We start from the raw sequence: 25,354 nt of genomic DNA, 5'->3' as shown, positions 1-25,354 counted from the left end.
GTTAGGGCAGTTCCTATCGTCGGGCTTTATATAATATTCTTCTTACTTCTTAAACAAAAGCATCAAGTCGTAAACTTTAGAGTAGCTGTAGGTATAGCCTGTTTGCTGCTTTTTATTGGAGTACACGCCTGGTCATCTGAATATAACATGGCAAGGGAAACAGCTATAGATTACTTCTTGTTGCTAATCCTATGTATTCCATTGGTACTGGTAATATTGTCTTACTTTCGGCTAAAAAAGATGCGTAAGTAAAACTCATGTTAATAATACTGAGGTGTAAATATTATTTATGTGGGATAGAGTTTATCGTGCAATACCTTTTTTGTTTTAGTAAGGTAACACCCCGATTTGCATCTGCTACAAACGAAAAAAACGGGGCTACTTGGCCCCGTTTTCTTTAACGATCATAAGCGCAATAGGCCTAGTGATGATGGCCGCCTTCGCCGTGGACGTGGCCGTGGTCGAGTTCTTCGCGGGTGGCGTCGCGGACGGCGGCTACTTTGCCGTCGAAGTGCATGACCATGCCGGCGAGGGGGTGGTTGAAGTCCATCTTCACCGAGTCGGCGCCGATGTCCACTACTTTGCCTTGCATGTGGTGGCCCTGGTTGTCGGCCATGGGCAGGAAGTTGCCGACCTGCAGCATCTCCTCGTCAATCTGCCCGTCGATTTCGAACACGTTCTTCGGGATGTCCACCACAGCCTGCTGATCGTAGTCGCCGTAGGCTTGCTCGGGGGTGAGGGAGAAGCTGAACGAGTCGCCGGCCTGCTTGCCATCGAGCTGACGCTCGAACTCTTCGGGCAGGCCGCTCTGGCCGAACAGAAATACCATGGGGGCATCTTCCTCGGCCGATTCCACAAGGACTTTCTCTTGATTTTCGTCGGTTACGCTCAGGTCGTAGGTGATGGTAACGACTTTGTTTTCGCTGATTTGGGCCATACTTCGGGTGGACAAGGACGTCCGGGGCTGGAAGTGGAGAATTGGGTTTCGGTAGGCTAGTTACGGAAATAGCCCGGATTTGTCGGTGCCTAGGCTGCCGGTATTGCCATTTGAGCGGCTGTGAGGGCCTTTGTAAAATTTTGGCATGGCCAGCATGTACCCAAAACCTAAGCGGCGCCGCGCACTACCGCTGAGCGAATCATTCCTGGTTTAGCCGTTTTCAACCACTTTCCAGCGAAAAGCCCGTTGGCCTGCGCTGATGCAGACCAACGGGCTGATGGGTTTGCGCACTGCTGAGGGGGTAGGGGCGCTACTTCAGTTCCTCGCGCCACACGGTCACGAAGGGTTCCTGTTCTCCAATGCGGTAGGCGCAGCGCATGATGTTGGTATTACTTTCCACCGCCACGTTGCCGTCTTTGTCAATGGCAATGAAGCCTTTGTCTCCTTTCAGGTCTTCATCGCGGAGTTGCACGGCCTCACGGCAGGCTTCGGGGGCGCTTAGGCCGCGGTACTTCACCAGGGCGTACACTTCGTGGGCAAGGGCCCCGCGCAGAATTACTTCGCCGTCGCCGGTGCAGGACACGGCGCAGGCTTCGTTGGCCGCATAGGAGCCGCCCCCGATGATGGGACTGTCGCCGACGCGGCCTTTCAACTGCCCTTCGATGCCGCCGGTGCTGGTGGCCACGGCCAAGTTACCGTCCTGGTCGAGGGCCACGGCGCCCACCGTGTCGTGCTCCTGGGGTTGCTTTTCCTCGTCCTGAATGATTTCCAGCCATTCTTTGCGGGCCTTTTCTGTCTCGAAGTAATGCACGGCTTCCATGGTCAAGCCGTGTTGCAGGGCAAATTCCACGGCTCCTTCATCGGAAATATGCACATGCTCACACCGCTCCATTACGGCACGGGCCAGGCTAACCGGGTTCTTCACGTAGCGGACGCTGTTTACGGCCCCGGCCCGCAGGGTGCGGCCGTCCATGATAGAGGCGTCCATTTCAACCTCGCCCTGTTTGTTGAGGCTGCTACCTCGGCCCGCGTTGAAGTGTTCATTGTTTTCCATGCTGCACACGGCGGCTTCTACTGCTTCAACCGCAGAGCCACCCCGGTGCAGGATTTCCCAGCCGACCTGCAGCGCCTCCTGCAGCCCCTGGCGAATGGCGGCTTCCAGGTCTGGGGTCATTTTGGCGGGGTCCATCGTGACAGCGCCACCGTGAAGTACAATGGTGTAGGTTTTCATAGCGAGGGAAGGGGTAGGGTGGTAGCGGTGGTACGCACAAAAAAAAGCCCCGTTCGTAGCGAAGGGGCTTTTCCGTGTTAGTACGGGGTACGGGGGAAAATACGGAGAGCAGTAATAAAGATTTATTACTTAACTGTCAATTTGATTAGAAGTGGATTGCCAAGGCCAAGCTGGTTATGTCTAGCTTTATGCCCTAAATAGGCACTACTATGCGTGGATTCATCCTATCATTTTTGTTCGGCCTCTCTATTGTATTGATTGGGTGCAGTACTCAGGCTTCTGCAGGATTGTTGGTCGGAAAAAATCAAGTTAGCGTTCAAAAAGCTTCACAATGGAAGCTTATATCAGCTAATTCTGGACAGGCCACGACATTATGGCCTGATTCAACAGTTGCTTATCGGAAAGTGCAGCTATCCAACGTTATAGCGACAGGCTCTATTTACACGGCTACAATACTTTGCAAGCAGGACTCACTGGGTACATTGCAGATGCGGGTTCAGCTGGATCCGCAAAAACATTCCATCAAGAAGTTGCAGTTACTTTACTTCGGTAATAGCTCCAAGCATAAGGTCAAACAAATTGGCGATGGAGTCGGGCATTATGACCAAGAGAACCAACGGTATTACTTCAACGTGGCTTACCAAACGATTTCGGAGCTGCCTGGAAACAGACGATTCTTTAGTGACCTATACGAAATTAAGGGCTGGATTTCTACTGAAACAACTACCGCAACACTCCAACCAATAACCCTCGCGCCTTAAAGAAACGTCACCTCCAGCCGCTGTATACTCAACTTTATGGAGCATACAGCGGCTACAGGTGTCTGATACCAAGTAGCTTGACTACTTACTGCAGCTCCCAGGCGGTGCGGTAGGCCCCGATGCTTTCCACGTAGTCGAGGAAGGCTTTGTAGAAGGGGTGAGAGCCCAGGGTGCTGGAGTCGCCGACGAGCAGGAGCTTGCGGCGGGCGCGGGTCATGCCCACGTTCATGCGGCGCACGTCGGAGAGGAAGCCAATGTCGCCCTGGGTGTTGCTGCGGGTGAGGCTGATGGCAATAATGTCGCGTTCCTGGCCCTGGAAGGCGTCCACGGTGCCGATGCTGAGCATGCGGTGCTCTAGCAGGCCTGCCAGCTCATCGTTGTCTTCCACCGCATCTTTGAGGTAGTTGATCTGGGCGCGGTAGGGGGCAATAACCCCGATAGTGAGCAGATCCTCGGTGTGGTCGGCGGCGTCGTAGGGCTCCAGGAGCTGGGCCAGGCGCTTGAGCAGCAGGTCAGCTTCCTCAGGGTTGGCAATGGAGCGGCTCTCGTCGATGCCCAACTCCTGGAAGCCGAAGCCGGCCGTATCCAGAAACTCCACGGCCATATCCGGGGCGAAGCGCAGGTCGTAGTCGGGCAGGTCGGCGTGGGCCACGCTGGGCGCGGCTTTCAGCCGGCCCTCGTAGAACTGCTCCGAGCTGAACTCCATGATCTGCTCGTGCATGCGGTACTGAATTTCCAGCATGCGGGCCGTTTCGGGCTGACGGCGGATGCACTTCTCGAACAAAGTTTCGCGCAAGCCCTGGGCCGCGGCCTTCTCGCTTTTCACGGTGGGCGGCAACTGCTGGTGGTCGCCGGCCAGCACCACGCGGTTGGCCTTGGTAATCGGAATCCAGCAGCCCGGCTCCAGGGCCTGTGCGGCCTCGTCGATGAACACCGTTTCGTAGGAGAGGTGGCGGATAGCGCGGTTGCCGGCTCCTACCAGCGTGCACGTAATCACCTGCACCTGCTCCAGGAGGTCCTCCGTGATGTAGCGCTCCAGCTGGTCCGACTCCTGCAGCAGCAGGTGAGCCTGCTCTTTCAGCTGACGGCGCTCCTCGCGCTCCTCCCAGCCGAAATGGCGCTTGAACTTACCGGCCTGCTCGCGGTACTGCTCGGCGGTCTGGCGCATGCTTTTCAGCTCAGGGTAGCTCTTATGCGCCATAATCTGGGCATCCAGGGTATGCTCCAGCAGGAGGTCCGACACCCGCGAGGGGTTGCCCATGCGAATGACGTTGACGCCGCGCTCGGCCAGCTTTTCGGTGAGCAAGTCCACGGCCGTGTTGCTGGGGGCGCACACCAGCACCCGCCGCTCCCGCCGGATGGTTTCCAGGATGGCCTGCACCAGGGTGGTGGTTTTGCCGGTGCCGGGCGGGCCGTGAATAATGGCCACATCCTGGGCCGCCAGTACGTGGCGCACGGCTGCCAGCTGGCTTTCGTTCAGGGGCGAGGGGTAGTACAGCGTGGCTTCCGATTCGGGTTTGTAGCGGGCCGGCTTGGCGCCCAGCAGCACGTCGCGCAGCTCGGCCAGGCGGCTTTCGTAGGCGCCCATCACTTTGCCCAGGGCGTACTCCATCTCGCGGTAGCTGACCTCGTCGAAGGTTAGGTCCACGCCCAGCTTGCCCTCATCCACCCAGTCGGGAAGGTCTTCCTTGGTGGTTGCCAGCAGGATTTTGTTGCGCTTGACACTGGTAATCACACCCGAAAGGGTAGGACGGTCGGTGGCGGCGCGGCCGGGAATATTTCCGAACAGGGCCGCGTTCTTGCCCACCTGAAACAGGTGCAGCCCGCCGACTCCGGCCGGGCGCTCCAGCTCAATAACCAGCTTGCCGCCGAAGCCAATGTCCTCGGAGGTTATTTTGACGGGGTACCAGGTGAGGCCCCGCTTTTGGCGCTCGGCAATGGTGGCTTGGGCGCTTTTGATTTTGAATTGCTCTAGGTCCTCCTGCTGCTCGAGCTTCATGAGGGCCTGTACCTTGCGCAGCTCTTTTTCCAGCGCGTAAGGGTCAGTATAGGTAGGTTGTTCAGCCAACAGATTTGGGTATTTGGGATTCGTTGGTAACAACGAAAACAGAAATAAGGTGGCCGAAGGTCGGGGAGAAATTTAACTTTGGCGGCTTATATTCTATTTGTCATGGGCTACATGAGAAACATGCCTAATCCTCCAAAATCAGTTAGCCCGCTAAAGAAATTTATTTCGACGTCTCGCTCAATTGTTACCAATCAAGTGGAATTGCCCCTGGGCATACTGCGTCTGAAGAACAATTTGTATTGGCTGAAACAGCATGGAATTGCCCCTGACAGCTGACGAGCTGGGGATAGTAGAAGCATACCACTCCCAGATTATAGACTTCCGTTAGGAGAGGAGCGCCGTCATTGGGCGCCCAACGCTTTGCGGAAAGAAGATGAAGAGCGTGATACTTTGACAGAGGCATACCGGCCTCAACTGCTCTCTATTCTGCAAAGGGTTCTAAATGAATTGTCTAATTACTAATTATGGCTCAGAATCTGCGTGTAGTGTTTCTGTATCTTTTTATCTGCTCCGAATATGAACAGGTATAGTATTGATTGATCGAAGATAGAAATAACACTTTTGCGTCCGGAGCCGCCCTCCTGGTTGTCACTGACCTCGGCCAGAAGCAGGTTGTTGCTCAGGCGAGAGAACATGATAACCAGACAGCCTTTCTCTGCGCCTGATGCGGTGGTCAAGTTGGCAGTGATGGGTGAATAATAGGGTTTGTGATAAGTTGACTCATCGAGGCTGAATAGAGAATCCAGCAATTGGCTTTCCTTTTTGGTGCCCACGTAGCCCCAGTGGTTTTTTAATTGCTCAGAGAAATTAGACTGAGGTAGCGAAACGATGCTGTCAAACACAGCGATGCACGATGGTTTCAGCTCATTCAGTTCCGGGCTTTTCAGGATGTAACGGTAAGCTTCTTGATAGTATAGTTGAGCTTGTGCATTGGGGAGTTGCTGAGAGTAACAAGCTAATGGAAATAGACACAACAATAAAAAACGTCGAAGTCCCCTCATATTGCCAACAAACAAAAGGTTATAGGAATCATTTTAAGAGCGAGCCAGCACAATTTTGGCCAAAAATTCCAGATGCTCGTGCAACGCCTTCATGGTTTTGATGGTGAATTTATACAATGACAGCGGCGCACTCGACTTGCACCTAACAATAAAGCCCAGCAGCATTGCCAGGCTTTATTGTTAGGTGCAAGTCGAGAGTTATTTATTCACAGCTTGAATATCTCCTTCACTCCCTCTTTCAGCGGGGTAGATGGGCGGCCCAGCCAGTCGGCCAGCTCGGCGGTGACGGTGGATTCCTGGCCGTTTTTGATGTCGGTGAGGAAGCCGGTGATGCGCTCTACCGCTACCTCGGGTAGACTCTGGGTACGCAGTCGAGCTTTGAACTCTTGCTCTTCAATGGGGGTGTACGCCACGGGCCGGCCGGACAGCTCGCTCAGGGCCTGGGCCACGTTGGTGAAGGAATAGGTAGCGGCGCCGGTGAAGGTGAAGATGCGGTTCTCGCAGGCGTCATCGGCCAGCACGTTGGCAATGGCCTCGCCCATGTCGCGGCGCAGGGCGAAGGCCACGCGGCCCTCCCCGGCCGGGAGCTGAATGCCCTTATCAAACACCTGCGGACCTACGAACTGGGGTAGCGTGTCCATGTACAGAATGTTGCGGAATAGCAGGTAAGAGAGGCCACTGGCCCGGATGTAGTCTTCCGTCTGGAAGTGGCGCACCATAAGTTGGTTGGTGAGAGTAGCGGGGTCCTGGAGGGCGCGGCCGGTGTAGGCTATGCACCGTACGCCGGCTTTTTTGGCGGCATCTACCACGTTGTAGTGCTGCTGCAGGCCGTCTTCGTCGGCCCCGCCGGATACCAGCAGCACTTTGCTGATGCCTTGCATGGCCTGCTCCAGGGAGGCTGAGTCGCGGTAGTCGCCTACCCGGATGCTCACGCCCTGGGTTTGCAGGTGGGTGGCCTTGGTTTCGTCGCGCACCAGGGCAGCGAGTTGGTGGGCGGGGAGCTTGCGCAGAAGCTGCTCCAGAACAACGGAGCCGATGTGGCCGGTAGCGCCGGTTATCAGAATCATAGGAAAATGGGTTACGGATACACTGCAAAGGTGCTCCGTGACCAGGCCGCCGGGAAGAGCAAAATGGCGGGAAGGTTGGGCAAAATGGCGGAATGCGCAGGCGCCCCCTGAAGTATCAGCCACCTTAGCCATAAGCTATAGGCTAGTTCCCCCAAGCGGCCTGGATTCAAGGGTGGGAGTTTAACACAATAGCACCAGAGCAATTACAGCATCACAACTAGCCATAACGTCATGTCGAGCTTGTCAAGACATCTCGCGTGCTGACGTTGTAGTGCTAACTCAACGATTCGAGCGAGATTCCTCGACAAGCTCGGAATGACGTTCTTTTGTAGTTATTCTACCCCATCCGCCACCCCTAACCCCACGCCGCTTGATGCGCAGAATCATCTGAGGAGGGGAACTAGCTAGCTCTATTTCGCAGCTTGCTACCGCTACTCAGCTGGCCTGCTTATAGGCCGTGGGGGAGAGGCCGAGGCTGTTGCGGAAAAACCGGCTGAAGGCCGATTGGTCGGTGAAGTGCAGCAGGTCGGCTACCTGGGCTACGGTGAGCTGCTGGTTTTGCAGCAGGGCTTTGGCTTCCAGCATCACGGCTTCCTCAATCCACTCGCCGGCGGTTTTGCCGGTGGTCTGCTTTACCGTTTCGGTGAGGTGCTTGGGCGTGATGCACAGGTGGTCGGCGTAGAACTTCACGCTGCGCTCGGAGGTGCTGTGTGTGTTTACTAAGTGCTTGAACTCGGCCGTGAGCAGCTGGCTGCGGGTTTGGGTGGCCTGGAGCGCCGCCTGCTGCTGGTCGTAGAGGCCCACTACCTCAAAGAGCAGACTGTTAATCAGGCTTTTGATGACCTGGTTGCGGTAGGGAGCTGGGGCCTGAAACTTCTGCTGCAACAGCCGCAACGACGCCGTGATGCTAGCCGCCTCCGCGGCTGCAAGCGGCAGCACATGGCGGGTGGCATTCTCCAGAAACTGAAAATGATCAACGGGAATGTGGTTGCGGGTGGTGATAAACTCCGGGGTAAAGAAAACCGACAGGCTGTCGTGGTCAGCGGAAAAAGACGTCCATTCCTTGATGATGTGGGGCGTAATGAGCATCAGGCTGCCCGGCTCGATGGCGTAAGTTTCCAGGTTGGCTTTCAGCTCCGCCGTGCCGCGTAGGCAGATGCCAATCTTGTAGTAATTGCCCCGGTACGGCACCCCAAGGGGCGGACCGCCGGTGTGCGTGTGCTCGTCGAGGAAAAACACGTCTGCCACCTCGTCGTTGGGGCGGACGAAGTACTGCAGCCGGTAGGTCGGAATCAGGGTGCTCATCGGGCGGTTGAGGCAGAGGGAAGGGGTAGGGCCTGGCGCGGGCCGGGTTGTCGGGCAAAAGGTCGGGAAAAGTAGGCTGGTCGGCGCAAAAACTCCCGGCACCGTACGAAGTATTTCCGGCTTCCTGCGTACTTGCCGCCCTAACGGTATCTACCCTTTCCTACCCATGCCCTACCAACCAAGCCCTACCCGCTATTCCTCCATGCAGTACCGCCGCTGCGGCCGCAGCGGCCTGAAGCTGCCGGCCGTGTCCTTGGGCCTCTGGCACAACTTCGGCGACGTGGACGTGCTCCAGAACTTCCGGTCTACCCTGCACCGGGCCTTCGACAGCGGCGTGACCCACTTTGACCTGGCCAACAACTACGGTCCGCCTCCCGGCTCGGCGGAAATCAACTTCGGCCGCATCCTGAAAGAGGATTTCCGCGGCTACCGCGACGAACTCATCATCTCCACCAAGGCCGGCTACCACATGTGGGAAGGGCCCTACGGCGAGTGGGGTTCGCGCAAGTACCTTATTTCCAGCCTCGACCAGAGTCTGAAGCGCATGAAGCTGGAGTACGTGGACATCTTCTATTCTCACCGACCCGACCCCGATACGCCCCTGGAGGAAACCATGGGCGCCCTCGACCAAGTAGTGCGCCAGGGCAAGGCCCTGTACGTGGGCATCAGCAACTACCAGCCCCAGGAGGCCGCCGAGGCCATGCGGATTCTGCGCGAGCTGGGCACGCCCTGCCTGATTCACCAGCCCAAGTACTCCATGTTCGAGCGGTGGGTGGAAGACGGGTTGCTGGACTTGCTGGGCGAGGAAGGGGTAGGGTGCATCCCGTTTTCGCCCCTGGCCCAGGGCCTGCTCACGGACAAGTACCTGCACGGCATCCCCGAGGATTCGCGCGTGGCCAAGGGGGTAGGCTTCCTCACCGAAAACCAGCTTACGCCCGAGCGCATGAACCAGGTGCAGCAGCTCAACGCCCTGGCCCAGGAGCGCGGCCAAAGTCTGGCTCAAATGGCCCTAAGCTGGATTCTGCGCGACGAGCGAGTAACGTCCGTACTCATCGGCGCCAGCAAACCCGACCAGCTCTCCGACTCCCTGCGCTGCCTGGACAACCTACAATTCAGCGCGGAAGAACTGGCACGGATTGAAGGAATTTTGCAGGGGTAGGAAGCAGGACTATTCTGCTCAAACCGTCTGTCATGCTTGATCTGGCGTCCGCCCCGCGAAGCATCTCTACCCTTACATCCTCACGTAGGAAGTTAGCGGTAAAAATGCTTCGCGGGGCGGACGCCAGATCAAGCATGACAGTTCTAGCGAGGCATCTAGTTGCTGAAAGAGCGAGCAGCTCAGCGGCTAAGCTGCTGTAGGGTTTTGCCGTCGGGGTCGCCGTGGAAAAATTTGTCCAGCACTTGGTCAAAGACGGGGTCGGCGTTGGGCACGCAGGAAAACAGCGTCATGGAGGATTTCAGCTTCACATCATCGGGGCTGCCGAAGATGGCGGTGGCGTTGGTGCCGGGGAGGTCGAGCAGGGCCCGGGATATTTCCAGCAGGCGCGGCCCTAGTACGGGGTGTTGGAGAAAGGCCTCCGCTTCGGCGCGGTCCCAGATAGCGTAGAACTTTGAGGTTTCGCTGAAGCCCAGGCCTCGGATTTGGGGGAAGATGTACCACATCCAGTGGCTGCGCTTGCGGCCATTTTTTATTTCGGCCAACGCTACTGGGTAATCCGTGCGCTGGGCGTCCAGAAAGCGTTGCAAATCGGTTGTTGAGGCCATGCCCTTGCAGTTATAGAGTACACACTGGGCGTATGTACGCACCGGCGGCCGACAGCGCCGTGGCGAGCAGCGGGTTTGATAACCAGGGAGGGGTAGGGACTGGAGTAGCTAGGTGATAAAGCCCTGGTTGTGAATATTAAAAGACGGCCATGTCGAGCTGGTCGAGACAGCTCGCGTGCTGACGTCTGATTGCTACTCCACCATCAGCACGCAAGATGTCTCGACCAGCTCGACATGACGTTCGTTTATTTCTCGCTCAACTCCCTCGGCTGGCCTGCCTCAGTGCTGCTTATCCCACTTAAGTTTAGTCTGCGTCGTCGCCGGTGGGTTGCTGGCCGGTGGGGTTGGCTTGCAGGGCGGCTTTATGCTGGCGCCAGTCGGGCATGAACTGGTCCATCAGGCCCCAGAAGCGGGCGTTGTGCAGGCGCTCGTGCAGGTGTACCAGCTCGTGCACCACCACGTACGCAAGGCAACCCGGAGGCTTTTTGGCTAGCTCCAGACTCAGCCAGATGCGGCGGGCTCCAATGTTGCAGGTGCCCCAGCGGGTGCGCATCTGCTTCACGCCCCAAGCCTCAGCCCGCGCACCCACAAGCGGCTCCCAGTGAGCTAGCAACGCCGGAATCTGCTCTTTCAGGCGGGCGCGGTACCAGGCGCTGAGTACGGCGGCGCGCTCCTCATCGGTAGCCGATTCCGCTACGTGCAGGTCCAGGTGCTCTTCGGTGAGAACCACGCGGGGGCGGTTGGTGGTGGCATGCACCCGTAGCTCGTAGGGGCGGCCCTGGTAGAAGTGCGTTTCGCCGGTGCAATAGGTTAGGGCCGCGGGCGGGGGTAGGGCGGCAAACCGCGCCTGGTGCTTCTTAATCCAATCTTGGCGGGAAAGGACAAACTGATGCAGGGTTTCCTCGGGTAGGCGCAAGGGTACAGCCACGCGCACCCGGCCTTCCGGCGGATACACTGTTACGCGCATGGTCCGGATGGCCTTACGCACTACTTCCACGGCCAACTCGCCAATCTGTATGGTTTTACTCATCTAAACACGGCAGTCAGGCCAGATAAAGGCGGCCCAACCACTACGCAAGGTACGCACGCCGCCGCTACCGATTAGTGGGTGCAGGGACTTTACCAGCTCATCACCGTGGCCCCGTTGCGCTCATCTATTTCCCGGATCTGTCGCTGCTGGTGCACAGTTACGGTAATTTCCATGGAGCCCGTGCCCACTTCCAGCGCCAGAATATGGCCCCCAACGGTGGCAAACGTTTTGTCGGCGGCTACGCCGTGCAGGTGCAGGGCTGGCTTGCCTTCCTTCCAGGCTATGCTGCCGGTGAGGCTGGCCATTTCCACGTCGCGGAAGGCTTTGGGGTCGTAGGTTTTGGTCTGAGCGTTCCAGAAGCCGAACGTAGGGTGCCCAAACCCGATGCCGGCCAAACTGGCCCCCGGAATCTTTTCCCGGGTAGTCAGCTGCTCTAATTCCTGCAGCACATTGTCGCCCTGGCGCAGCACCATCAGAAAGCCGGTGGGCGTGCGCACGTACTTGGGTGCGGCGGGTTTGGCGGCCGTTTGTCCGGTGGCCGCGTGCGCCAACAAGCTCGCACTTAGCGCGAGGCTCGTGAAAAGAAAGTGGTTCATAGCTGAGAAGGGGGTAGGGAAAAAGAAAGGGTAGAGGCATTTTCGTAGTCACTGCCAACGTGGGCAGCCACGAAAAAGCCCGGTTCATACGAAGAACTACGGTAGTGCTTCGTACGAACCGGGCTTGAGGTTACAGTGGGCGGCTTATTCCGGGTCCGAAGAGCCGCCGAGGTTTTCCAGCTCGGCCATGTCGTCGAGGGTGAGGGCTAGGGAAGCGGCCTGCACGTTTTCTTCCAAGTGCTTCACCTTGGAGGTGCCCGGAATCAGAAGGATGTTGGGGGAGCGGTGCAGCAGCCAGCTTAGGGCCACCTGTTGCTTGCTGGCGTTATACTTCTGCCCAATTTTGGTCAGCTTGCTCAGGGCCTCTTCATTGCCGCCAGCCAGCGGATACCACGGAATAAAGGCCATGCCATTTTTCTCGCAGAAGTTCAGCTCGGCCTCCCACTTGCGGTTGTCCACGCTGTACATGTTCTGCACCGACACTACTTTCACGTACTGCTGGGCCTGCTGAATCTGCTCCACGGTTACTTCCGAGAGGCCAATGTGTTTCACCAAGCCTTCCTCCTGCACCTGCTGCAGAAACTCCAGGGTTTGCTCAAAGGGCACTTCGGGGTCAACTCGGTGCAGCTGGTAGAGGTCAATCTTATCAAGTTTGAGGCGCTGCAGACTACCTTCCAGGGCCTCGCGCAGGTGCTTGGGGCTGGCGTCAATGGGCCATTGGTTGGGGCCGGTGCGCAGCAGCCCGCCCTTGGTGCCAATAATCAGCCCCGCCTTATAGGGGTGCAGGGCTTCGGCAATTAGCTCCTCCGATACGTTGGGGCCGTAGCTGTCGGCGGTGTCAATGAAGGTGATGCCCAGCTCCACGGCCCGCTGTAGTACCCGGATGGCTTCGTCGTGGTCCTGGGGTGGCCCCCAGATACCGTCGCCGGTGATGCGCATGGCGCCGTAGCCCATGCGGTTGATGGTCAAATCGCCACCCAGGCGGAAGGTAGTGGCAGGAGAAGGGGAAGTAGCCATGAGAAAGGTGGTTGGTGGTGGACGCAGGAAATACGCGGGGCAGGCCGCCGGTGTTGAGCCCTTCCCCAGATTCTGTTAGCCCACAGTTCACCTGAAAGGGCCCTGTAGTTCAGCTTGCTAGGAAGGCTAACTCCTCTGGTTCGATACGCGGTAGTACCCGTATCTGTGCTTATTCTTCGTGTGCTACCGGGGCGCAGCTGACTGTAGCAACTCTAGAGCTCGGGCCAACTCAGCGTCCTGCCCCAGCCGGATGTTTTGCCGTGTAGGCGTAACCAAAATGTCTGGCGCAATGCCGGTGCCCTGATACCCTACCCCCCGATGCATAACCCGCCGCCCCGTCCAGCTGAGCAGGTAGGCACGGCCCACAGCCGCAAAGTTCATTTCCCCGTTCGTGCCGCCAGTAGGCTGGCCTACCAAAAGCCCCAGCTGGTGACGATGCACCAGCTCCGCAATGGTTTCGCCGTAACTGTAGGTGTGCGGGCCCACCAAGAAGGCCTTTGGAGCCGGGAGGAGCGGCAGTTGCGGCGCTTGGGACCGGGCGGCGGCTCCGCGAAAAGTGGCGTGGTAGAAATTGGGTTGCCGAAGCACGGGGGTAGCCGTGCTATCGGGCAGAAGGGGCTGAGGGGAGAAGTGAGGTAGTATCCGCAGCAAATCGTAGGTAGGGCGCTGGCGGATATCCACCACCAAGGCCCGCGCCGCCTGCAGTTGGGGTAAGGCCCGCCGGAAATCTGCGTAGCGCAGGCGGGCGGCATCCAGGTAAAAGCAGCCGGGAGCTACCTCCCGCACCGGCGGCAACTGGTACAGGCTGCCCTTCGCGGTTTTGAAAGCGAGGGGATAGGAATACAAAGCCCTTGAGCTGTCCTGCAGGGTTAGGTTTGTGGTGGGCGCCATGGCTGCCAGTTCAGATAGCAGGGCTTCGGTGGCTAATTGCCGGGCCACTACGGGGCTGGTGGCCGGAATGGTGCCCTCAAGTTGGGTCAGAAGCTCAGCTACGGGGCGGCCGCTGACTTGCGTTACCACCGTGCCCGGTGCCAACGCCGGCCACAGCCGTTGTGGCGACTGGCGCACCACCACTTGCCCTTCGACCCAGGCTAGCTGCAGGGCCCAGGGCGGTGGTACAATGGAAAGGCCGGTGCGGGTTTTGGGGCTCATGCGCACATGGCGGTCAGGCAAGCGGGCCAGTAGAACCCGGCACGCCTGCAAAAGCTCTGCTTGGGTAGTCGTGTTAGCGGCTTGTTGCAATGCCAGGGGTAGGGCGGCCTCCCACTGCGCCTCGGCCAGCACCTCGCGGTAGGGATAGAAGTGCTGAACAATGTTCCAGGTAAGCATCACGGTAGCCAGCTGGTGGGAGGACTCGGATGGCATAAGCCGCCGGACCCGGCGCCCCTGTTGGCGCTGCAGCGGCTGCCGGTATTGGGTTTGAGTCAGCACGAGGGGTAGCACCAGGCGCACGGAATCGGTGAGGGCGGCTACGTACTGGTGCTGGCCGCCAGGGAACAGGCTGTCCACCACTGCCTTTGGTTCCTCCCGGATAGCACTGGCGTAGGGCAGACCGGCCAGGCGCATCATCACCCGCACCACCGGCAGGCCAGTTTTATCGAGCCCTAACCCGTGGTGCTCCCAGAAATAGTAAGCCGGGGCAGCCGGTAAGGGTGCCGCCGGAACCGGGGCGGCCGCGGGCACTACCTGGATGCGTACTTCCGGGGCCAGGGGCCGAAGCAAGCTGTCGAGGGTGCGGGCCAGGGCGGCATCGGTAGGGGCCCGGCGCACGGCCGGAATGCTGCGCACCAGCACGGTTTCCCAGCTCAGGCGGGCCGTGTGGCGGTTGGGGTAGAAGTATTTCACGTCGCCCACTAGCTTGATTAGGGCCGTGAGGTTGCGGGTTTCGCGGGGCGAGCGGGGTAGCGGAGAGGGGGCCGCGGCGGCTGTAAGAGGCACCAGCGCCAGCAGCAGGCAGATAGAGCGTAGCAAAAATAAACCGGGGTAGTGATGCTCCGAAAAGAGTACCACTACCCCGGTAAGGTTGCAATAACGGCGCAGATGCCCAAGAAAAGCCCTGCTGCTCTTCGGCTTTCGTCAGCTGACGAGGCCGGCCGTTTTGCTGTAGACTATAGTAACTACCGTTGAGGCTCCGCGGCCGGTGCGGGCGTCCAGCCACCACCCAGGCCTCGGTAGAGGTCGATGAGCAGCAGGAACTGTTGGCGGCGGGTGTTGGTCAGGTTCAGCTCGGCATCCAGTACGCTGCGCTGGGCGGTAACTACCTCCAAGTAAGAGGCGTAGTTGGCCTTGTACAGGTCATCGGACACGCTCACGGCCTTGTTCAAGGCTTCTACTTCCTGCTGCTGCAGCTCAAACATGCGCTGGTAGTTGCCAATGCCGCGCAGGCTGGTGCTTACTTCCTCGAAGCCGGTTTGCACCGCTTTCTGGTAGTCGTTGTAGGCAATCTGCTGCTCGGCGGCCGAGCGGCGCAGGTCGGCTTTCAGGCCGTTGCGGTTGATCAGGGGGGCGCTCAAGCCGGCCAGCAGCCCGTAGGCCAGGGAGCCGGGAGAGTTAAACAGCACCGAGGCGCGGTAGGCATTCACGCCGATAAAGGGCGTGAGCGTGAGCGAGGGCAGGAAGGCCGCACGGGCCGCCGATACATCGGCGCGGGCCGCTACTAGCTCTAGCTCGGCCTGTTGCACATCGGGGCGGCGCAGGAGCATACTGGCGGGCAGGCCGGCCTGTACCTGGGTGGGCAGGGGCTGCTGCAGAATGGGTAGGCCCCGGGCAATGCGCTGGGGGTAGCGGCCGAGCAGGCGGTTCAGCTCGTTTTCGGAAGCGGCAATGCGCTGCTGGGCCTCGGCTTCCAGGCTACGGGTGCGTAGCAGCTGAGCCGTGAACTGCTGCACCGCCAGCTCGTTGGCGCGGCCGGCTTGCTTCTGCACCTTCACAATTTCCAGGGCGCGCTCCTGCAGGCGCTGGTTTTTATTCAGCACGGCCAGTTCGTTATCCAGCCCCAGCAGGTTGAAATACAGCCGCGCTACTTCAGACACCAAGGCCGTTTCTACCAAGTGCCGACCTTTCTCGGAGGCCAGCACCCGCAGGTAAGCGGCCTGCCGACGCTGGCGCAGCTTGCCCCAGAGGTCCAGCTCCCAGGAGCTGCGCAGGCCCAGAAAGAAATCGGGGGTAGGGTTGGGGATGCGCTGCCTACCCTCAATGTTGGGCGAAAGGTTGGTGTCGTAGTTGCCGATGCCGTTGAGGGTGTAATCACCGAACTTCTCTACGCCGGCGCTGGCTACCCCATTTACAGTCGGCAGCAGGGCCCCGCGCTGCACTTGCAGGTTGGCCCGCGCAATTTCAATACGCTGAATGGCCGTGCGCAAATCGGGGTTGGCTTGCAGGGCCGTATCAATCAGCCCCACCAGGTTCGGGTCCCCGAAAAACTGCCGCCAGGGCTGATCGGCTAACGAAGTAGAATCAGTGGTAGCGGCGGTGGTCGGGAAAGTTGCCGGCATGGTGGCCGCCGTGGGCTGCACGGTGGGCGCCGCTACCCGGCAGCTGGCGGCCAGGGCTAGCGCGGCCAGGGCCGGTAGTACACGGTGGGTGAGGGGGCGTATCGGGTTTGGTAAGGTCATGGGACTAGCGAGGCTAGAGCTAAAAGCTAAAATCTGGTTCCCCTCCTTGGAGAGGAGGGGTGGTTGATGGGGGTAGGACGACTCGCGCTTGTCATGCTGAGCATGTGGCGCAGCAAGCCAGGATGCGCAGCCGCAGCATCTCGCGTGCTGACGTTGCTGGTGCTATTGATTAGCCAGAGGGAGAGATGCTTCGACTCCGCTCAGCATGACAACGATTTTGTTCTGTCATCATCGACCACCCCCAACCCCTCGCCGCTTGATGCGCGGAATCATCTGAGGAGGGGAGCCACGTTCTTTAAGCGTGGGCGGGTTCCAGGGTTTCGGTGGGTTCGGCGAGCTGCTTGCGCTTCTTTTCCTTCTTATCCCGGCCTGAAAACAGCACGTAGAGGCCCGGAATCAGAATTACGCCGAACAGGGTGCCGATGAACATGCCGCCCGCCGCGGCCGTGCCGATGGAGCGGTTGCCCAGGGCACCGGCCCCGGTAGCAATGGTCAGGGGAATCAGGCCGGCAATGAAGGCGAAGGAGGTCATCAGGATGGGGCGCAGGCGAGAATAGCCGCCCTGCACGGCCGCTTCCAGGGCCGAGAGGCCTTCCTTGCGCTTGAGCACTGCAAACTCAATAATGAGAATAGCATTCTTGCCCAGCAGACCAATGAGCATGACCAGCGAAACCTGGGCGTAGATGTTGTTTTCCAGGCCCAGCAGCTTCAGGAACAGGAAGGCGCCGAAGATGCCGGTGGGCAGGCTCAGGATAACCGGGAGGGGTAGCAGGAAGCTTTCGTACTGAGCCGCCAGCAACAGGTACACGAACAAGAGCACCACCGCAAACACGTAGATGGCCTGGTCACCGCTCAGGATTTGCTCCCGAGTCATGCCGCTCCACTCGTAGCTGTAGCCGCGGGGCAGCTCCTTGGCCGCTACCTCCTCAATGGTCTTAATCACGTCGCCGGAGGAGAAGCCGGGGGCCGCGTCGCCGTTGAGCATGGCCGAGGTGTACATGTTGTAGCGGGTGAGCTGCTCGGGGCCGTACACGCGCTCCAGGCGCACGAAGCTGGAGTAGGGCACCATCTCGTTCCGGTCGTTTTTCACGTACATCTTCAGCACGTCCTCTGGGCTGGTGCGGTAGCCGGGCGCGGCCTGCACCATCACCTTGTACATCTGCCCGAAGCGGATAAAGTTGGAGGCGTAGAACGAGCCCATCAGGGTTTGCAGAGTACTCATGGCCTTGTCCACCGTCACGCCCTTTTTGGCCGCCTGGTCCTGATCGACGTGGATGAGGTACTGGGGGAAGCTGGCGTCGAAGCCGGTGAAGGCCCCGCCCACGGCCGGGGTGTTGGTGAGGGCTGTGATGAATTCGTTGGCTACCTTGGCGGTGGCGGGCAGGTCGCCGCGGCCGGTTTTATCCAGCAGGCGCAGCTCGAAGCCGCTGGAGTTACCGAAGCCGGGCACGGTAGGCGGCGGGAAAAACTGGATGTCGGCGTCGTGGAGGTGCTTGGTTTGCTCGTTGAGCTGGGCAATCAGGTCGGTTACCGATTCCTTGCGGTCGTCCCAGGTCTTAAGGTTAATCATGCCCATGCCGTAGGAGGCACCCGCTACCTCATTCATGAGGCTGTAGCCGGCCAGCGTCGACACCGATTCTACCGGGCCCAGCTTGGCCGCTACCTTCTGGATTTCATCCAGTACTTTTTCGGTGCGCTCCACGGTGGCGCCAGGCGGCGTGGTCACGTTCACGTAAATCATGCCCTGGTCTTCGGTCGGGATGAAGCCAGCGGGCAGGATGGAGTTCACGCCCCAGGTAGCCAGACAGAAGCCGATGAGCAAGCCAATGGTGATGATGCGGCGGTTAGCCACCGTGCGCACCAGCCACTGGTAGCGGGTGGCCAGGGCCTCATAGCGGCGGTTGAAGCCGGCAAAAAACCGGTCCATCAGCCCCTGTTTCTTACCCTCGTGGTGTTCCACGGGCTTGAGCAGCAGGGCACACAGGGCGGGCGTCAAGGTCAGGGCATTCACCCCCGAAATGACGATGGAAATAGCCAGCGTGAGCGAGAACTGGCGGTAGAACACGCCCACCGGCCCTTCCATGAACGAAACCGGTACGAATACCGCCGACATTACCAGGGTAATAGCCACAATGGCGCCCCCGATTTCCGACATGGCTTCCAGGGTGGCGTTCATGGCGGAAAGGTGCTTTTCGTGCATTTTGGCGTGCACGGCCTCCACCACCACAATGGCGTTATCAACCACAATACCAATGGCCAGCACCAGGGCAAACAGCGTGAGCAGGTTGATAGAGAAGCCCAGCAGCTGCATGAAGAACAGCGTACCCACCAGGGCCACCGGCACGGCCAGGGCCGGAATGAGGGTAGAACGCCAGTCCTGCAGGAACAGGTACACCACCACAAACACCAGCAGGAAGGCCTCCACCAGGGTCCGCAACACCTCATGAATAGAAGCATCGAGGAAGCGCGACACGTCGTAGGCCACGTTGTAGGTCATGCCGGGCGGGAAGGACGTTTGCTTCAACTCGGCCATGCGCTCCTTCACCTGTTTGATTACATCGGAAGCGTTGGAGCCGGGGCGCTGCTTGAGCATGATGGCCGCCGAGGGCTTGCCGTCAATCTTGGACACCATGCCGTAGCTGAGCACGTCGAACTTCACCTGGGCCACGTCCTTGAGGCGCAGCACCGAGCCATCGGGGTTGGCCCGCAGCACAATGTCCTCGTACTGCTTGGGCTCGAAGAGCTTGCCGGTGTAGCGCAGTACGTACTGCAGCATCTGGGCATCCTGGCCCGAGCTTTCCCCCGATTTACCCGGCGCCGCCTCCACGTTCTGGGCCCGGATGGCTTCCACCACTTCCTCCGCCGATACATTGTAGGCCACCATGCGGTCGGGCTGCAGCCACACGCGCATGGAGTACTCGCGTTGGCCCATGATTTCAGCAAAGCCTACCCCGTTGATGCGCTTGAGCTCCTGCAGCACGTTGATGTCGGCAAAGTTGTAGATGAACTTCTCGTTCACCTTGGGGTCTTCGCTCATCACGTTGAGGTAGAGCAGCATGCTGTTTACCTCCTTCTCGGTGCTTACCCCCGCCCGAATTACCTCCTCCGGCAGCTCGTCGATGATGGTTTGCACCCGGTTCTGCACGTTCACGGCCGCCAGGTCGGGGTCGGTGCCCACCTGGAAAAACACGGTTATCACCGTCAGGCCGCTGTTGCTGCTCACCGACGACATATAGGTCATGCCCGGCACCCCGTTGATGGCGCGCTCCAGCGGAGTAGCCACGGCCTTGGCGCACACCTCGGCGTTGGCGCCGGTGTAGCGGGCCGTTACCGTCACCGAGGGCGGCACGATATCCGGGAACTGGGTAATGGGCAGCGAGAATAGCGCCAGCCCGCCCAGGAAGGTGATAAACAGGGAAATCACCAGCGAGAGAACCGGCCGGCGAATGAAGAGTGCAAGCATAGGTTGGGGAGTATCGGGAGGGTAGGATGGGTAGGGATGGGTGGCGCTGAGGCTAGAGTTAGCTCTGGATGAAATAGGCGCGACCGGTGGCCTGCGACTCAGGTAGGGACGGACTAAGACTAGCAACTAGCTCCCCTCCTCAGATGAGGAGGGGTTGGGGGTGGTTGACTTCTCGTTGCACATCCTCTAGCTCTAGTTTCTAACTCTAGACTCTCAACCACCCCCAACCCCTCCTCATCTGAGGAGGGGAGCTAGTTGCTAGCCTAGCTTCTAGTTTCATTGAGGAACCAGAAAGAGCCTACCTCGATTCTTGAATCAAATCGTCCATGGCCACGGGCTGGGGCTTGATGATGGTGCCGTCGCGCAGGTCCTGGACGCCTTCATAGACGATGTTGTCGCCGCTTTTGAGGCCGGTTTTTACCACGTAGAAGTCGGAGAGGCGGGTTTGGGGCTGGAAGGCGTGCTGCTTCACGCGGCCCTGCTTATCCACCATGAACACGTAGTTCTTGTCCTGAATCTCGAACACCGATTTCTGAGGTACCAGCACGGCATCTTCTACCGTGTTGCTCAGGCGCACCTTGCCGCTGGCCCCGTGGCGCAAGAGCTGCTGGGGGTTATCGAAGCGGGCCCGGAAGGCAATGGAGCCGGTATTGGCCTGGAACTGGCTTTCCACGGTTTCTACCTTGCCCTTCACGGGGTACGTAGAGCCGTCGGCGAGCAGCAGGTGGGCCACGTTGGTGCTCCGGGCCGAGTCGCGCTTGCTTTTCTTCACGTACTCTAGGTACTCAGCCTCCGACACGTTGAAGTAGGCAAACACCTCGTCGATGTCCGAAACGGTAGTAAGTAAGGTGCCATCCTCAATCACGCTGCCCATTTTCAGCGGAATCCGGTTGATGACACCGTCAAACGGGGCGCGCACCAGGGTGTAGGATAGCATCAGGGCGGCGTTGGCAGCCGTGGAGCGGGCTTGCTGAATGTCGGCCTGGGCGGCGTGGTACTTGGCCTGAGCTACCTCCAGCTCCGTCTTAGAAATGATGTTTTTATCCGTCAGCAGCTTTACCCGTTCCAGTTCCAGGCGAGCTACCCGGGCGGCAGCTTCGGCGCTGCTCAGGGCCGCTTTGGCGCGGCTCAGGCGGCTTTTGTACTCCGTGTCATTGATGCGGAACAAGGGCTGGCCTTTGCGCACGGCTTGGCCCTCATCCACGTAAATCTGCTCCAGAAACCCTTCCAGCCGCGCCCGGATTTCCACGTTCTGCACCGCCTGAATGTCGGCCACGTAGTCGTGGGTCAGGATGGTGTCGCGGGCCGTGAGTTGGGTGATGGGTAGGGTAGGCGGAGCCTCTGCTTTGGTGGTTTCGGCCTGGGTATTGGCGCCGCAGCCGGCCAAAGCAGCCGAGGCCAGCGGAAGCAGAAGCCAGCAGAAGGGTTTCAGGAGGGAAGAAGGCATAGGAAGGTGCTGAGGAAAAGACACAGGTAGAGAGCTTATCCGGCAAAACTCACCCGCCGGTATTAAAGCGAAGTGAGGCTGAGATTAGAAAACATTAAAAGCAGGAGTTTTACACGAAAGCCGCTGAGCAAGCACTAACCGCCAAAACCGCTGCGGAGCCCCTAGGCTGCCCCGTCAGGGACTGATGCCAGCGGCCGAAGCGGTAGACAAGGTGTCGGTGGCGAGGGAGTGGCCCGCTTGGCACTCGGCCAGAGCACGGCGTACCTGCTGCAGCTCTACTTCCGTAACCAGCTCTGAAAGAGGTTCATCGAGTTGGTAGTCGAGGGCATACTCCGGGCCCCGGAACAGCAGGTAGAGGTTTAGGCCTGTTGAGAGCAACAGCGTGCCCAACAGCAGCCATACCAGCAGCCGGTTACGCGAGGCGGAAGATGAAATAGGAAGTCCAGCCATGGCGCAAAGCACGCCCGGTGAGATTAAAACGGTATGAGAAACGAATTAGAAGATGTTAAAAGGCAGCTATACCTCTGGTGACGGGGCTCCGCCCGGAAGGCCGCCTACGCGCTACCCCCTGCCAGCCCACAACTGCGCAAGAACCGGATTGAACCAGGCCCAAGGGGTAGGTACTTTTGCCCAGTACCGTAACCGCTGCCTGCTATGTCTCTTGCCCAAGCCGACCTGGATTATGCCCGCGTGGAGCAGGCCATTGCCTACATTGCCCAGCACTTCACCGCCCACCCAACCCTGGACGAAATTGCCGCGCACGTCCACCTGAGTCCGTTTCACTTCAACCGCCTGTTTGGGCGCTGGGCGGGCACCAGCCCCCAACGGTTTCTGCGCTTTCTGACCAAGGAATACGCCCGGCAGGTGCTCCTGGAATCCGGCGACGTGCTGGCCGCTACCTACCAGGCAGGCCTCTCCGGTACCAGCCGCCTCCACGACCTGTTCGTGACCTACGAGGCCCTGACGCCGGCCGAGTACCGCGCCCAGGCTGCTGGCCTAACCATCCGCTACGGCTTTCACCCCACGCCTTTCGGGGAGTGCCTGCTCAGCCTTACCGACCGCGGCATCTGTGGCCTTACCTTTCAGGCAGCCACCGAGCGAGAGGCAGCTCTGGCTCAGCTTCGTCTCACCTGGCCCCAGGCCACCCTGCAACTTGCGGAGGCGGAAACCAGCGCCGTGGCCCGGCAGCTATTTACTCCTGAGCCTACCTCTAAACAGGCTTTTCCACTTCTACTGAAAGGCACCAACTTCCAGATTAAAGTGTGGGAGGCCCTGTTGCGGATTCCGACGGGCGCGCTGGTTTCTTACCGCGACGTGGCCGCCGCCGTTGGGCAGCCGCGGGCCAGCCAGGCGGTAGGCGGCGCAGTGGGGGCCAACCCCGTCGGGTACCTGATTCCGTGCCACCGGGTCATTCAGCAGCACGGCGGCCCCGGCGGGTACCGGTGGGGACTGGCTCGCAAGCAGGCGCTGCTGGGGTGGGAGGCGGCCCGCCGGGAGGCCCTGCAGGGACAGGCTGAGCCAGAGCTTGCGCTAGGGGCTGTGAACAGGTAGCGTTTCCTGCTCAAGAAGACCGGTCATTCCGAGCTTGTCGAGGAATCTCGCATGCTAACGTCTTAATGGCATTACAACCTCACCACGCGAGATTCCTCGACAAGCTCAGAATGATCGTTCCTTCTTTTACTGGCTACACCCCCCTAGCGTGAGCCTATCCCTGCGCATCCTCGGCAGCCGGAAGCTGTACAACGGCGGTGGCGCCCTTATTCACTTCTGAATGAAGCTCAATCCGGCCGCCGTGCAGGAGCACAATTTTGCGCGTCATGGGCAGGCCGATGCCGTAGCCAGGCGCGTTGGTGTCGGTGCCGGCCCGGTAGAGAGGCTCATAAATGCGGGCCAGTTCGTGGGGCTCCATCCCAATACCATAGTCCGTGACGCGCACCTGCACAGTTTCGGGGGAGGGGTAGCCCAGCTCTACCTGCACCTCCTGGTGCGAGTATTTGCAGGCGTTATCCAGTAGGTTGAGTAGGGCCGTGGTGAGCAGTTGGGCGTTGCCGCGCACCATAAACATGTCCTCCACCTCAGGCGGCAGCAGCCCGAAGTGAAGTTTGAGCGCCCGGTCGGGGTAGCGGGCCTGGCACGAGGCCATGGCCTGGGTCAGGCACTCGTCCAGCCGAACCGGGTCGCGGCGCAGGGAGGCGTCCGTCACCTTAGCCAAGCTCAGCAGGCCGTTGGTCAGCTCGATGAGCTTCTTGATTTCCTCGGTGGCTGAGCTGATGCTGCGTTTAGCTTCCGCCAGGTCCGTGTCGTAGGAGTAGGCGGTTTCCAGGGTGCCCAGCACCGAGGCCAGGGGCGTGCGCAACTCATGGGAAGCATTGCTCAGAAAGCTTTTCTGCGACTCGAAAGCCTGCTCCACGCCTACCAGCATGTGGTTGAAGGTGCGGGCCAGCTGGGCAATTTCGTCGGTGCCGTTGCCCTCGTCTACCCGGGCATTCAAGCGCGAAGCCGTAATGCGCTCTACCTGGCCGATAATCCGCGAAATCGGCTTCAATGATTCCTCCGCGAAGTACCAGCCCGCCAGAATGATGAGCACCAGCGCCCCGAGGTTGGCAGCCAGCAGAATCAGGCCTAATTTCTCCATTTGCCGGTGCCCGAAGTCGTCGTGCCCCGCAGCGAAAATCCAGTACGGCTGCCCGTTGCGCTCATAATACAGCCCAATGGATTCCAGCGGCCCATCGGTAAACTGCACCGGCCGGTTGGGCCGAATCCGCTCTAGGTAGCGGGAATTGAGTTTCTGGCTGAGGTTGTCGGCACTGGTGTAAATAAGGTGCTGGCCGGGCCCGTAAATACTGATTTGCTCGCCCGGAACCGTGAATAAGTCGCGGCGGTGCATGGTGCGCAGCAGCTCGTGGTTCAGGCTGTCGTGGCGCACTAGTACGCGGGCCGTCATGGTGGCCTTGCCGGCTAGCCGGTTGATAAAGCGCTGCTCCCGGGTAGTAGCCTGGAAATAGTAGATAAAAATGGAAAAGCACAGCTGAATGCCCACTACCAGCAGGGTAAAGCGCAGAATCAGCTTGTTGCGGATGAGCATACGGTGAGGTGGTGAGATAGTGAATTGGTGAGTTTATAAAACGTCTGTCATCCTGAGCAGCGCGAAGGACCTCTACCGCTTCTCCCGCTTCGCATGGGTAGTAATTACCCTCGGGAGAGGTCCGTCGCGCTGCTCAGGATGACAGGGGGTAAGGGTTGAAGATGTAGAGCGCCAACTTCTCAGGTTCACCACCGCCTACCCCTCGCGCAGCACGTAACCCATGCCTACTACCGTATGAATCAGCTTGGTATCGTAGCCTTTGTCGAGCTTCTTGCGCAGGTAGCTCACGTACACGTCGATGACGTTGGTGTTGGTATCGAAGTTGAGCTCCCAGACTTTTTCGGCAATATCGACGCGGGAAATGATTTTGCCCCGGTTTAGCAGCAGGTACTCCAGCAGAGCGTATTCCTTGGTTGTCAAGTCGATGCGCTGGCCGGCGCGGGTTACGGTTTTGGAGTCAAGGTTAAGCTCCAGGTCGGCAATACGGAGCACTTGCTTCACGGCGGCCCCCTCGGCGTGGCGGCGGGTGAGCACGCGCGCCCGCAGCAGCAGTTCCTTAAACTCAAAGGGCTTCACGAGGTAGTCATCGGCGCCGGCCTCAAAGCCGGTAACCTTATCGTCGAGGCTGTCGAGGGCGGTGAGCAGCAGCACCGGAACGTGGGCATCCTGCGCCCGAATCAGGCGGCATAGCTCAAAGCCATTCACGTAGGGCAGGTTCACGTCGAGAATAGCCAAATCGTAGCGCTGCTGCTGGGCCAGCGACTGGCCCATGCGCCCGTCGTAAGCTACTTCAATTTCGTAGCCCTCATTCTCGAAGCCTTTTTTCACGAAGGAGGCCAGCTTGGGCTCGTCCTCCACTAGGAGTATTTTCATGCAGGGTGCAAGGTAAGGGGTAGCCGCACGAAGCGGAAACCTGTCAAAAGCTGCTTCCAGTACTTCGCACTGCTACCCCCATCTTACGCATAAAA

The 25,354-nt window shown here is 59.3% G+C and carries 20 protein-coding genes; 3 read left to right on the top strand and 17 right to left on the bottom strand.

Features of this window, described 5'->3' with window-relative positions; all coding sequences use genetic code 11:
* Nucleotides 1–421: 421 nt before the first annotated feature.
* Together DNI29_RS17560 and DNI29_RS17555 are read right to left on the bottom strand one after the other, a co-directional pair.
* On the bottom strand, nucleotides 422–937 hold the full coding sequence (locus DNI29_RS17560) for an FKBP-type peptidyl-prolyl cis-trans isomerase (protein WP_110979425.1): 516 nt from the start codon (nucleotides 935–937) through the stop codon (nucleotides 422–424).
* 310 nt (nucleotides 938–1,247) lie between these two features.
* Nucleotides 1,248–2,168, bottom strand: a complete 921-nt coding sequence (locus DNI29_RS17555) for an isoaspartyl peptidase/L-asparaginase family protein (RefSeq protein ID WP_110979424.1) — start codon at nucleotides 2,166–2,168, stop codon at nucleotides 1,248–1,250.
* 209 nt (nucleotides 2,169–2,377) lie between these two features.
* Between DNI29_RS17555 and DNI29_RS24215 the strand changes: the two genes are divergently transcribed.
* Nucleotides 2,378–2,929, top strand: a complete 552-nt coding sequence (locus DNI29_RS24215; protein WP_123823303.1) for a hypothetical protein — start codon at nucleotides 2,378–2,380, stop codon at nucleotides 2,927–2,929.
* 85 nt (nucleotides 2,930–3,014) lie between these two features.
* Here the strand turns inward: DNI29_RS24215 and DNI29_RS17545 are convergent, their stop codons facing one another.
* The 4 genes from DNI29_RS17545 to DNI29_RS17530 form a co-directional block, all read right to left on the bottom strand.
* On the bottom strand, nucleotides 3,015–4,997 hold the full coding sequence (locus DNI29_RS17545; protein ID WP_110979422.1) for an AAA domain-containing protein: 1,983 nt from the start codon (nucleotides 4,995–4,997) through the stop codon (nucleotides 3,015–3,017).
* 458 nt (nucleotides 4,998–5,455) lie between these two features.
* Nucleotides 5,456–6,013, bottom strand: a complete 558-nt coding sequence (locus DNI29_RS17540) for a hypothetical protein (protein ID WP_123823302.1) — start codon at nucleotides 6,011–6,013, stop codon at nucleotides 5,456–5,458.
* 191 nt (nucleotides 6,014–6,204) lie between these two features.
* Entirely contained in the window at nucleotides 6,205–7,065 is an 861-nt protein-coding gene (locus DNI29_RS17535) for an SDR family oxidoreductase (RefSeq protein WP_110979420.1), read from the bottom strand.
* 435 nt (nucleotides 7,066–7,500) lie between these two features.
* On the bottom strand, nucleotides 7,501–8,370 hold the full coding sequence (locus DNI29_RS17530) for a helix-turn-helix domain-containing protein (protein ID WP_110979419.1): 870 nt from the start codon (nucleotides 8,368–8,370) through the stop codon (nucleotides 7,501–7,503).
* A gap of 166 nt (nucleotides 8,371–8,536) precedes the next feature.
* Here DNI29_RS17530 and mgrA point away from each other — a divergent pair, with 166 nt between their 5' ends.
* Nucleotides 8,537–9,529 (top strand): L-glyceraldehyde 3-phosphate reductase, encoded by a 993-nt coding sequence (gene mgrA / locus DNI29_RS17525; RefSeq protein WP_110979418.1) that lies wholly within the window; start codon nucleotides 8,537–8,539, stop codon nucleotides 9,527–9,529.
* 179 nt (nucleotides 9,530–9,708) lie between these two features.
* On the opposite strand, the gene DNI29_RS17520 is transcribed toward mgrA, so the two are convergent.
* From DNI29_RS17520 to DNI29_RS17480, 9 genes are all read right to left on the bottom strand, one after another.
* A complete protein-coding gene (locus DNI29_RS17520; RefSeq protein ID WP_110979417.1) occupies nucleotides 9,709–10,134 on the bottom strand; it encodes a DUF1810 domain-containing protein in 426 nt (141 codons plus the stop codon).
* A gap of 304 nt (nucleotides 10,135–10,438) precedes the next feature.
* On the bottom strand, nucleotides 10,439–11,164 hold the full coding sequence (locus DNI29_RS17515; RefSeq protein ID WP_110979416.1) for a M48 family metallopeptidase: 726 nt from the start codon (nucleotides 11,162–11,164) through the stop codon (nucleotides 10,439–10,441).
* An 89-nt stretch (nucleotides 11,165–11,253) separates the two neighbouring features.
* The gene (locus DNI29_RS17510) at nucleotides 11,254–11,760 is read right to left on the bottom strand and encodes a PPC domain-containing DNA-binding protein (protein WP_110979415.1); all 507 of its coding nucleotides are present in this window, start codon (nucleotides 11,758–11,760) and stop codon (nucleotides 11,254–11,256) included.
* Nucleotides 11,761–11,904: 144 nt separating this feature from the next.
* A complete protein-coding gene (locus DNI29_RS17505; RefSeq protein WP_110979414.1) occupies nucleotides 11,905–12,777 on the bottom strand; it encodes an aldo/keto reductase in 873 nt (290 codons plus the stop codon).
* 183 nt (nucleotides 12,778–12,960) lie between these two features.
* On the bottom strand, nucleotides 12,961–14,748 hold the full coding sequence (locus tag DNI29_RS17500) for a S41 family peptidase (RefSeq protein WP_123823301.1): 1,788 nt from the start codon (nucleotides 14,746–14,748) through the stop codon (nucleotides 12,961–12,963).
* Nucleotides 14,749–14,894: 146 nt separating this feature from the next.
* Nucleotides 14,895–16,391, bottom strand: a complete 1,497-nt coding sequence (locus DNI29_RS17495; RefSeq protein ID WP_110979412.1) for an efflux transporter outer membrane subunit — start codon at nucleotides 16,389–16,391, stop codon at nucleotides 14,895–14,897.
* A gap of 295 nt (nucleotides 16,392–16,686) precedes the next feature.
* A complete protein-coding gene (locus DNI29_RS17490) occupies nucleotides 16,687–19,854 on the bottom strand; it encodes an efflux RND transporter permease subunit (RefSeq protein WP_110979411.1) in 3,168 nt (1,055 codons plus the stop codon).
* Between the two features lie 298 nt (nucleotides 19,855–20,152).
* The gene (locus DNI29_RS17485) at nucleotides 20,153–21,301 is read right to left on the bottom strand and encodes an efflux RND transporter periplasmic adaptor subunit (RefSeq protein ID WP_110979410.1); all 1,149 of its coding nucleotides are present in this window, start codon (nucleotides 21,299–21,301) and stop codon (nucleotides 20,153–20,155) included.
* Nucleotides 21,302–21,475: 174 nt separating this feature from the next.
* Nucleotides 21,476–21,751 (bottom strand): hypothetical protein, encoded by a 276-nt coding sequence (locus DNI29_RS17480; protein ID WP_110979409.1) that lies wholly within the window; start codon nucleotides 21,749–21,751, stop codon nucleotides 21,476–21,478.
* A gap of 204 nt (nucleotides 21,752–21,955) precedes the next feature.
* On the opposite strand from DNI29_RS17480, the gene DNI29_RS17475 reads away from it, so the two are divergent.
* Nucleotides 21,956–22,852, top strand: coding sequence for a methylated-DNA--[protein]-cysteine S-methyltransferase (locus DNI29_RS17475; RefSeq protein WP_110979408.1), 897 nt, complete (start codon nucleotides 21,956–21,958; stop codon nucleotides 22,850–22,852).
* Nucleotides 22,853–23,006: 154 nt separating this feature from the next.
* Here DNI29_RS17475 and DNI29_RS17470 read toward each other — a convergent pair whose 3' ends face one another.
* Nucleotides 23,007–24,386, bottom strand: a complete 1,380-nt coding sequence (locus tag DNI29_RS17470; RefSeq protein ID WP_110979407.1) for a sensor histidine kinase — start codon at nucleotides 24,384–24,386, stop codon at nucleotides 23,007–23,009.
* Nucleotides 24,387–24,581: 195 nt separating this feature from the next.
* Entirely contained in the window at nucleotides 24,582–25,259 is a 678-nt protein-coding gene (locus tag DNI29_RS17465; RefSeq protein ID WP_110979406.1) for a response regulator, read from the bottom strand.
* Between the last annotated feature and the right edge of the window lie 95 nt (nucleotides 25,260–25,354).

This window comes from Hymenobacter sediminis, assembly GCF_003231285.1.
Classification (GTDB): domain Bacteria; phylum Bacteroidota; class Bacteroidia; order Cytophagales; family Hymenobacteraceae; genus Hymenobacter; species Hymenobacter sediminis.
The sequence above is the reverse complement of the archived record's forward strand: the minus strand, read 5'-3'. Positions and strand labels throughout refer to the sequence as shown.

What these genes read in the sequence shown, in the direction of transcription:
- DNI29_RS17480 (WP_110979409.1), bottom strand. Translation starts at nt 21,751, where the DNA reads ATGGCTGGACTTCCTATTTCATCTTCCGCCTCGCGTAACCGGCTGCTG.
- DNI29_RS17535 (WP_110979420.1), bottom strand. Translation starts at nt 7,065, where the DNA reads ATGATTCTGATAACCGGCGCTACCGGCCACATCGGCTCCGTTGTTCTG.
- DNI29_RS17510 (WP_110979415.1), bottom strand. Translation starts at nt 11,760, where the DNA reads ATGAACCACTTTCTTTTCACGAGCCTCGCGCTAAGTGCGAGCTTGTTG.
- DNI29_RS17475 (WP_110979408.1), top strand. Translation starts at nt 21,956, where the DNA reads ATGTCTCTTGCCCAAGCCGACCTGGATTATGCCCGCGTGGAGCAGGCC.
- DNI29_RS17485 (WP_110979410.1), bottom strand. Translation starts at nt 21,301, where the DNA reads ATGCCTTCTTCCCTCCTGAAACCCTTCTGCTGGCTTCTGCTTCCGCTG.
- DNI29_RS17470 (WP_110979407.1), bottom strand. Translation starts at nt 24,386, where the DNA reads ATGCTCATCCGCAACAAGCTGATTCTGCGCTTTACCCTGCTGGTAGTG.
- DNI29_RS17490 (WP_110979411.1), bottom strand. Translation starts at nt 19,854, where the DNA reads ATGCTTGCACTCTTCATTCGCCGGCCGGTTCTCTCGCTGGTGATTTCC.
- DNI29_RS17515 (WP_110979416.1), bottom strand. Translation starts at nt 11,164, where the DNA reads ATGAGTAAAACCATACAGATTGGCGAGTTGGCCGTGGAAGTAGTGCGT.
- DNI29_RS17530 (WP_110979419.1), bottom strand. Translation starts at nt 8,370, where the DNA reads ATGAGCACCCTGATTCCGACCTACCGGCTGCAGTACTTCGTCCGCCCC.
- DNI29_RS24215 (WP_123823303.1), top strand. Translation starts at nt 2,378, where the DNA reads ATGCGTGGATTCATCCTATCATTTTTGTTCGGCCTCTCTATTGTATTG.
- DNI29_RS17465 (WP_110979406.1), bottom strand. Translation starts at nt 25,259, where the DNA reads ATGAAAATACTCCTAGTGGAGGACGAGCCCAAGCTGGCCTCCTTCGTG.
- DNI29_RS17555 (WP_110979424.1), bottom strand. Translation starts at nt 2,168, where the DNA reads ATGAAAACCTACACCATTGTACTTCACGGTGGCGCTGTCACGATGGAC.
- DNI29_RS17560 (WP_110979425.1), bottom strand. Translation starts at nt 937, where the DNA reads ATGGCCCAAATCAGCGAAAACAAAGTCGTTACCATCACCTACGACCTG.
- DNI29_RS17520 (WP_110979417.1), bottom strand. Translation starts at nt 10,134, where the DNA reads ATGGCCTCAACAACCGATTTGCAACGCTTTCTGGACGCCCAGCGCACG.
- mgrA (WP_110979418.1), top strand. Translation starts at nt 8,537, where the DNA reads ATGCCCTACCAACCAAGCCCTACCCGCTATTCCTCCATGCAGTACCGC.
- DNI29_RS17505 (WP_110979414.1), bottom strand. Translation starts at nt 12,777, where the DNA reads ATGGCTACTTCCCCTTCTCCTGCCACTACCTTCCGCCTGGGTGGCGAT.
- DNI29_RS17495 (WP_110979412.1), bottom strand. Translation starts at nt 16,391, where the DNA reads ATGACCTTACCAAACCCGATACGCCCCCTCACCCACCGTGTACTACCG.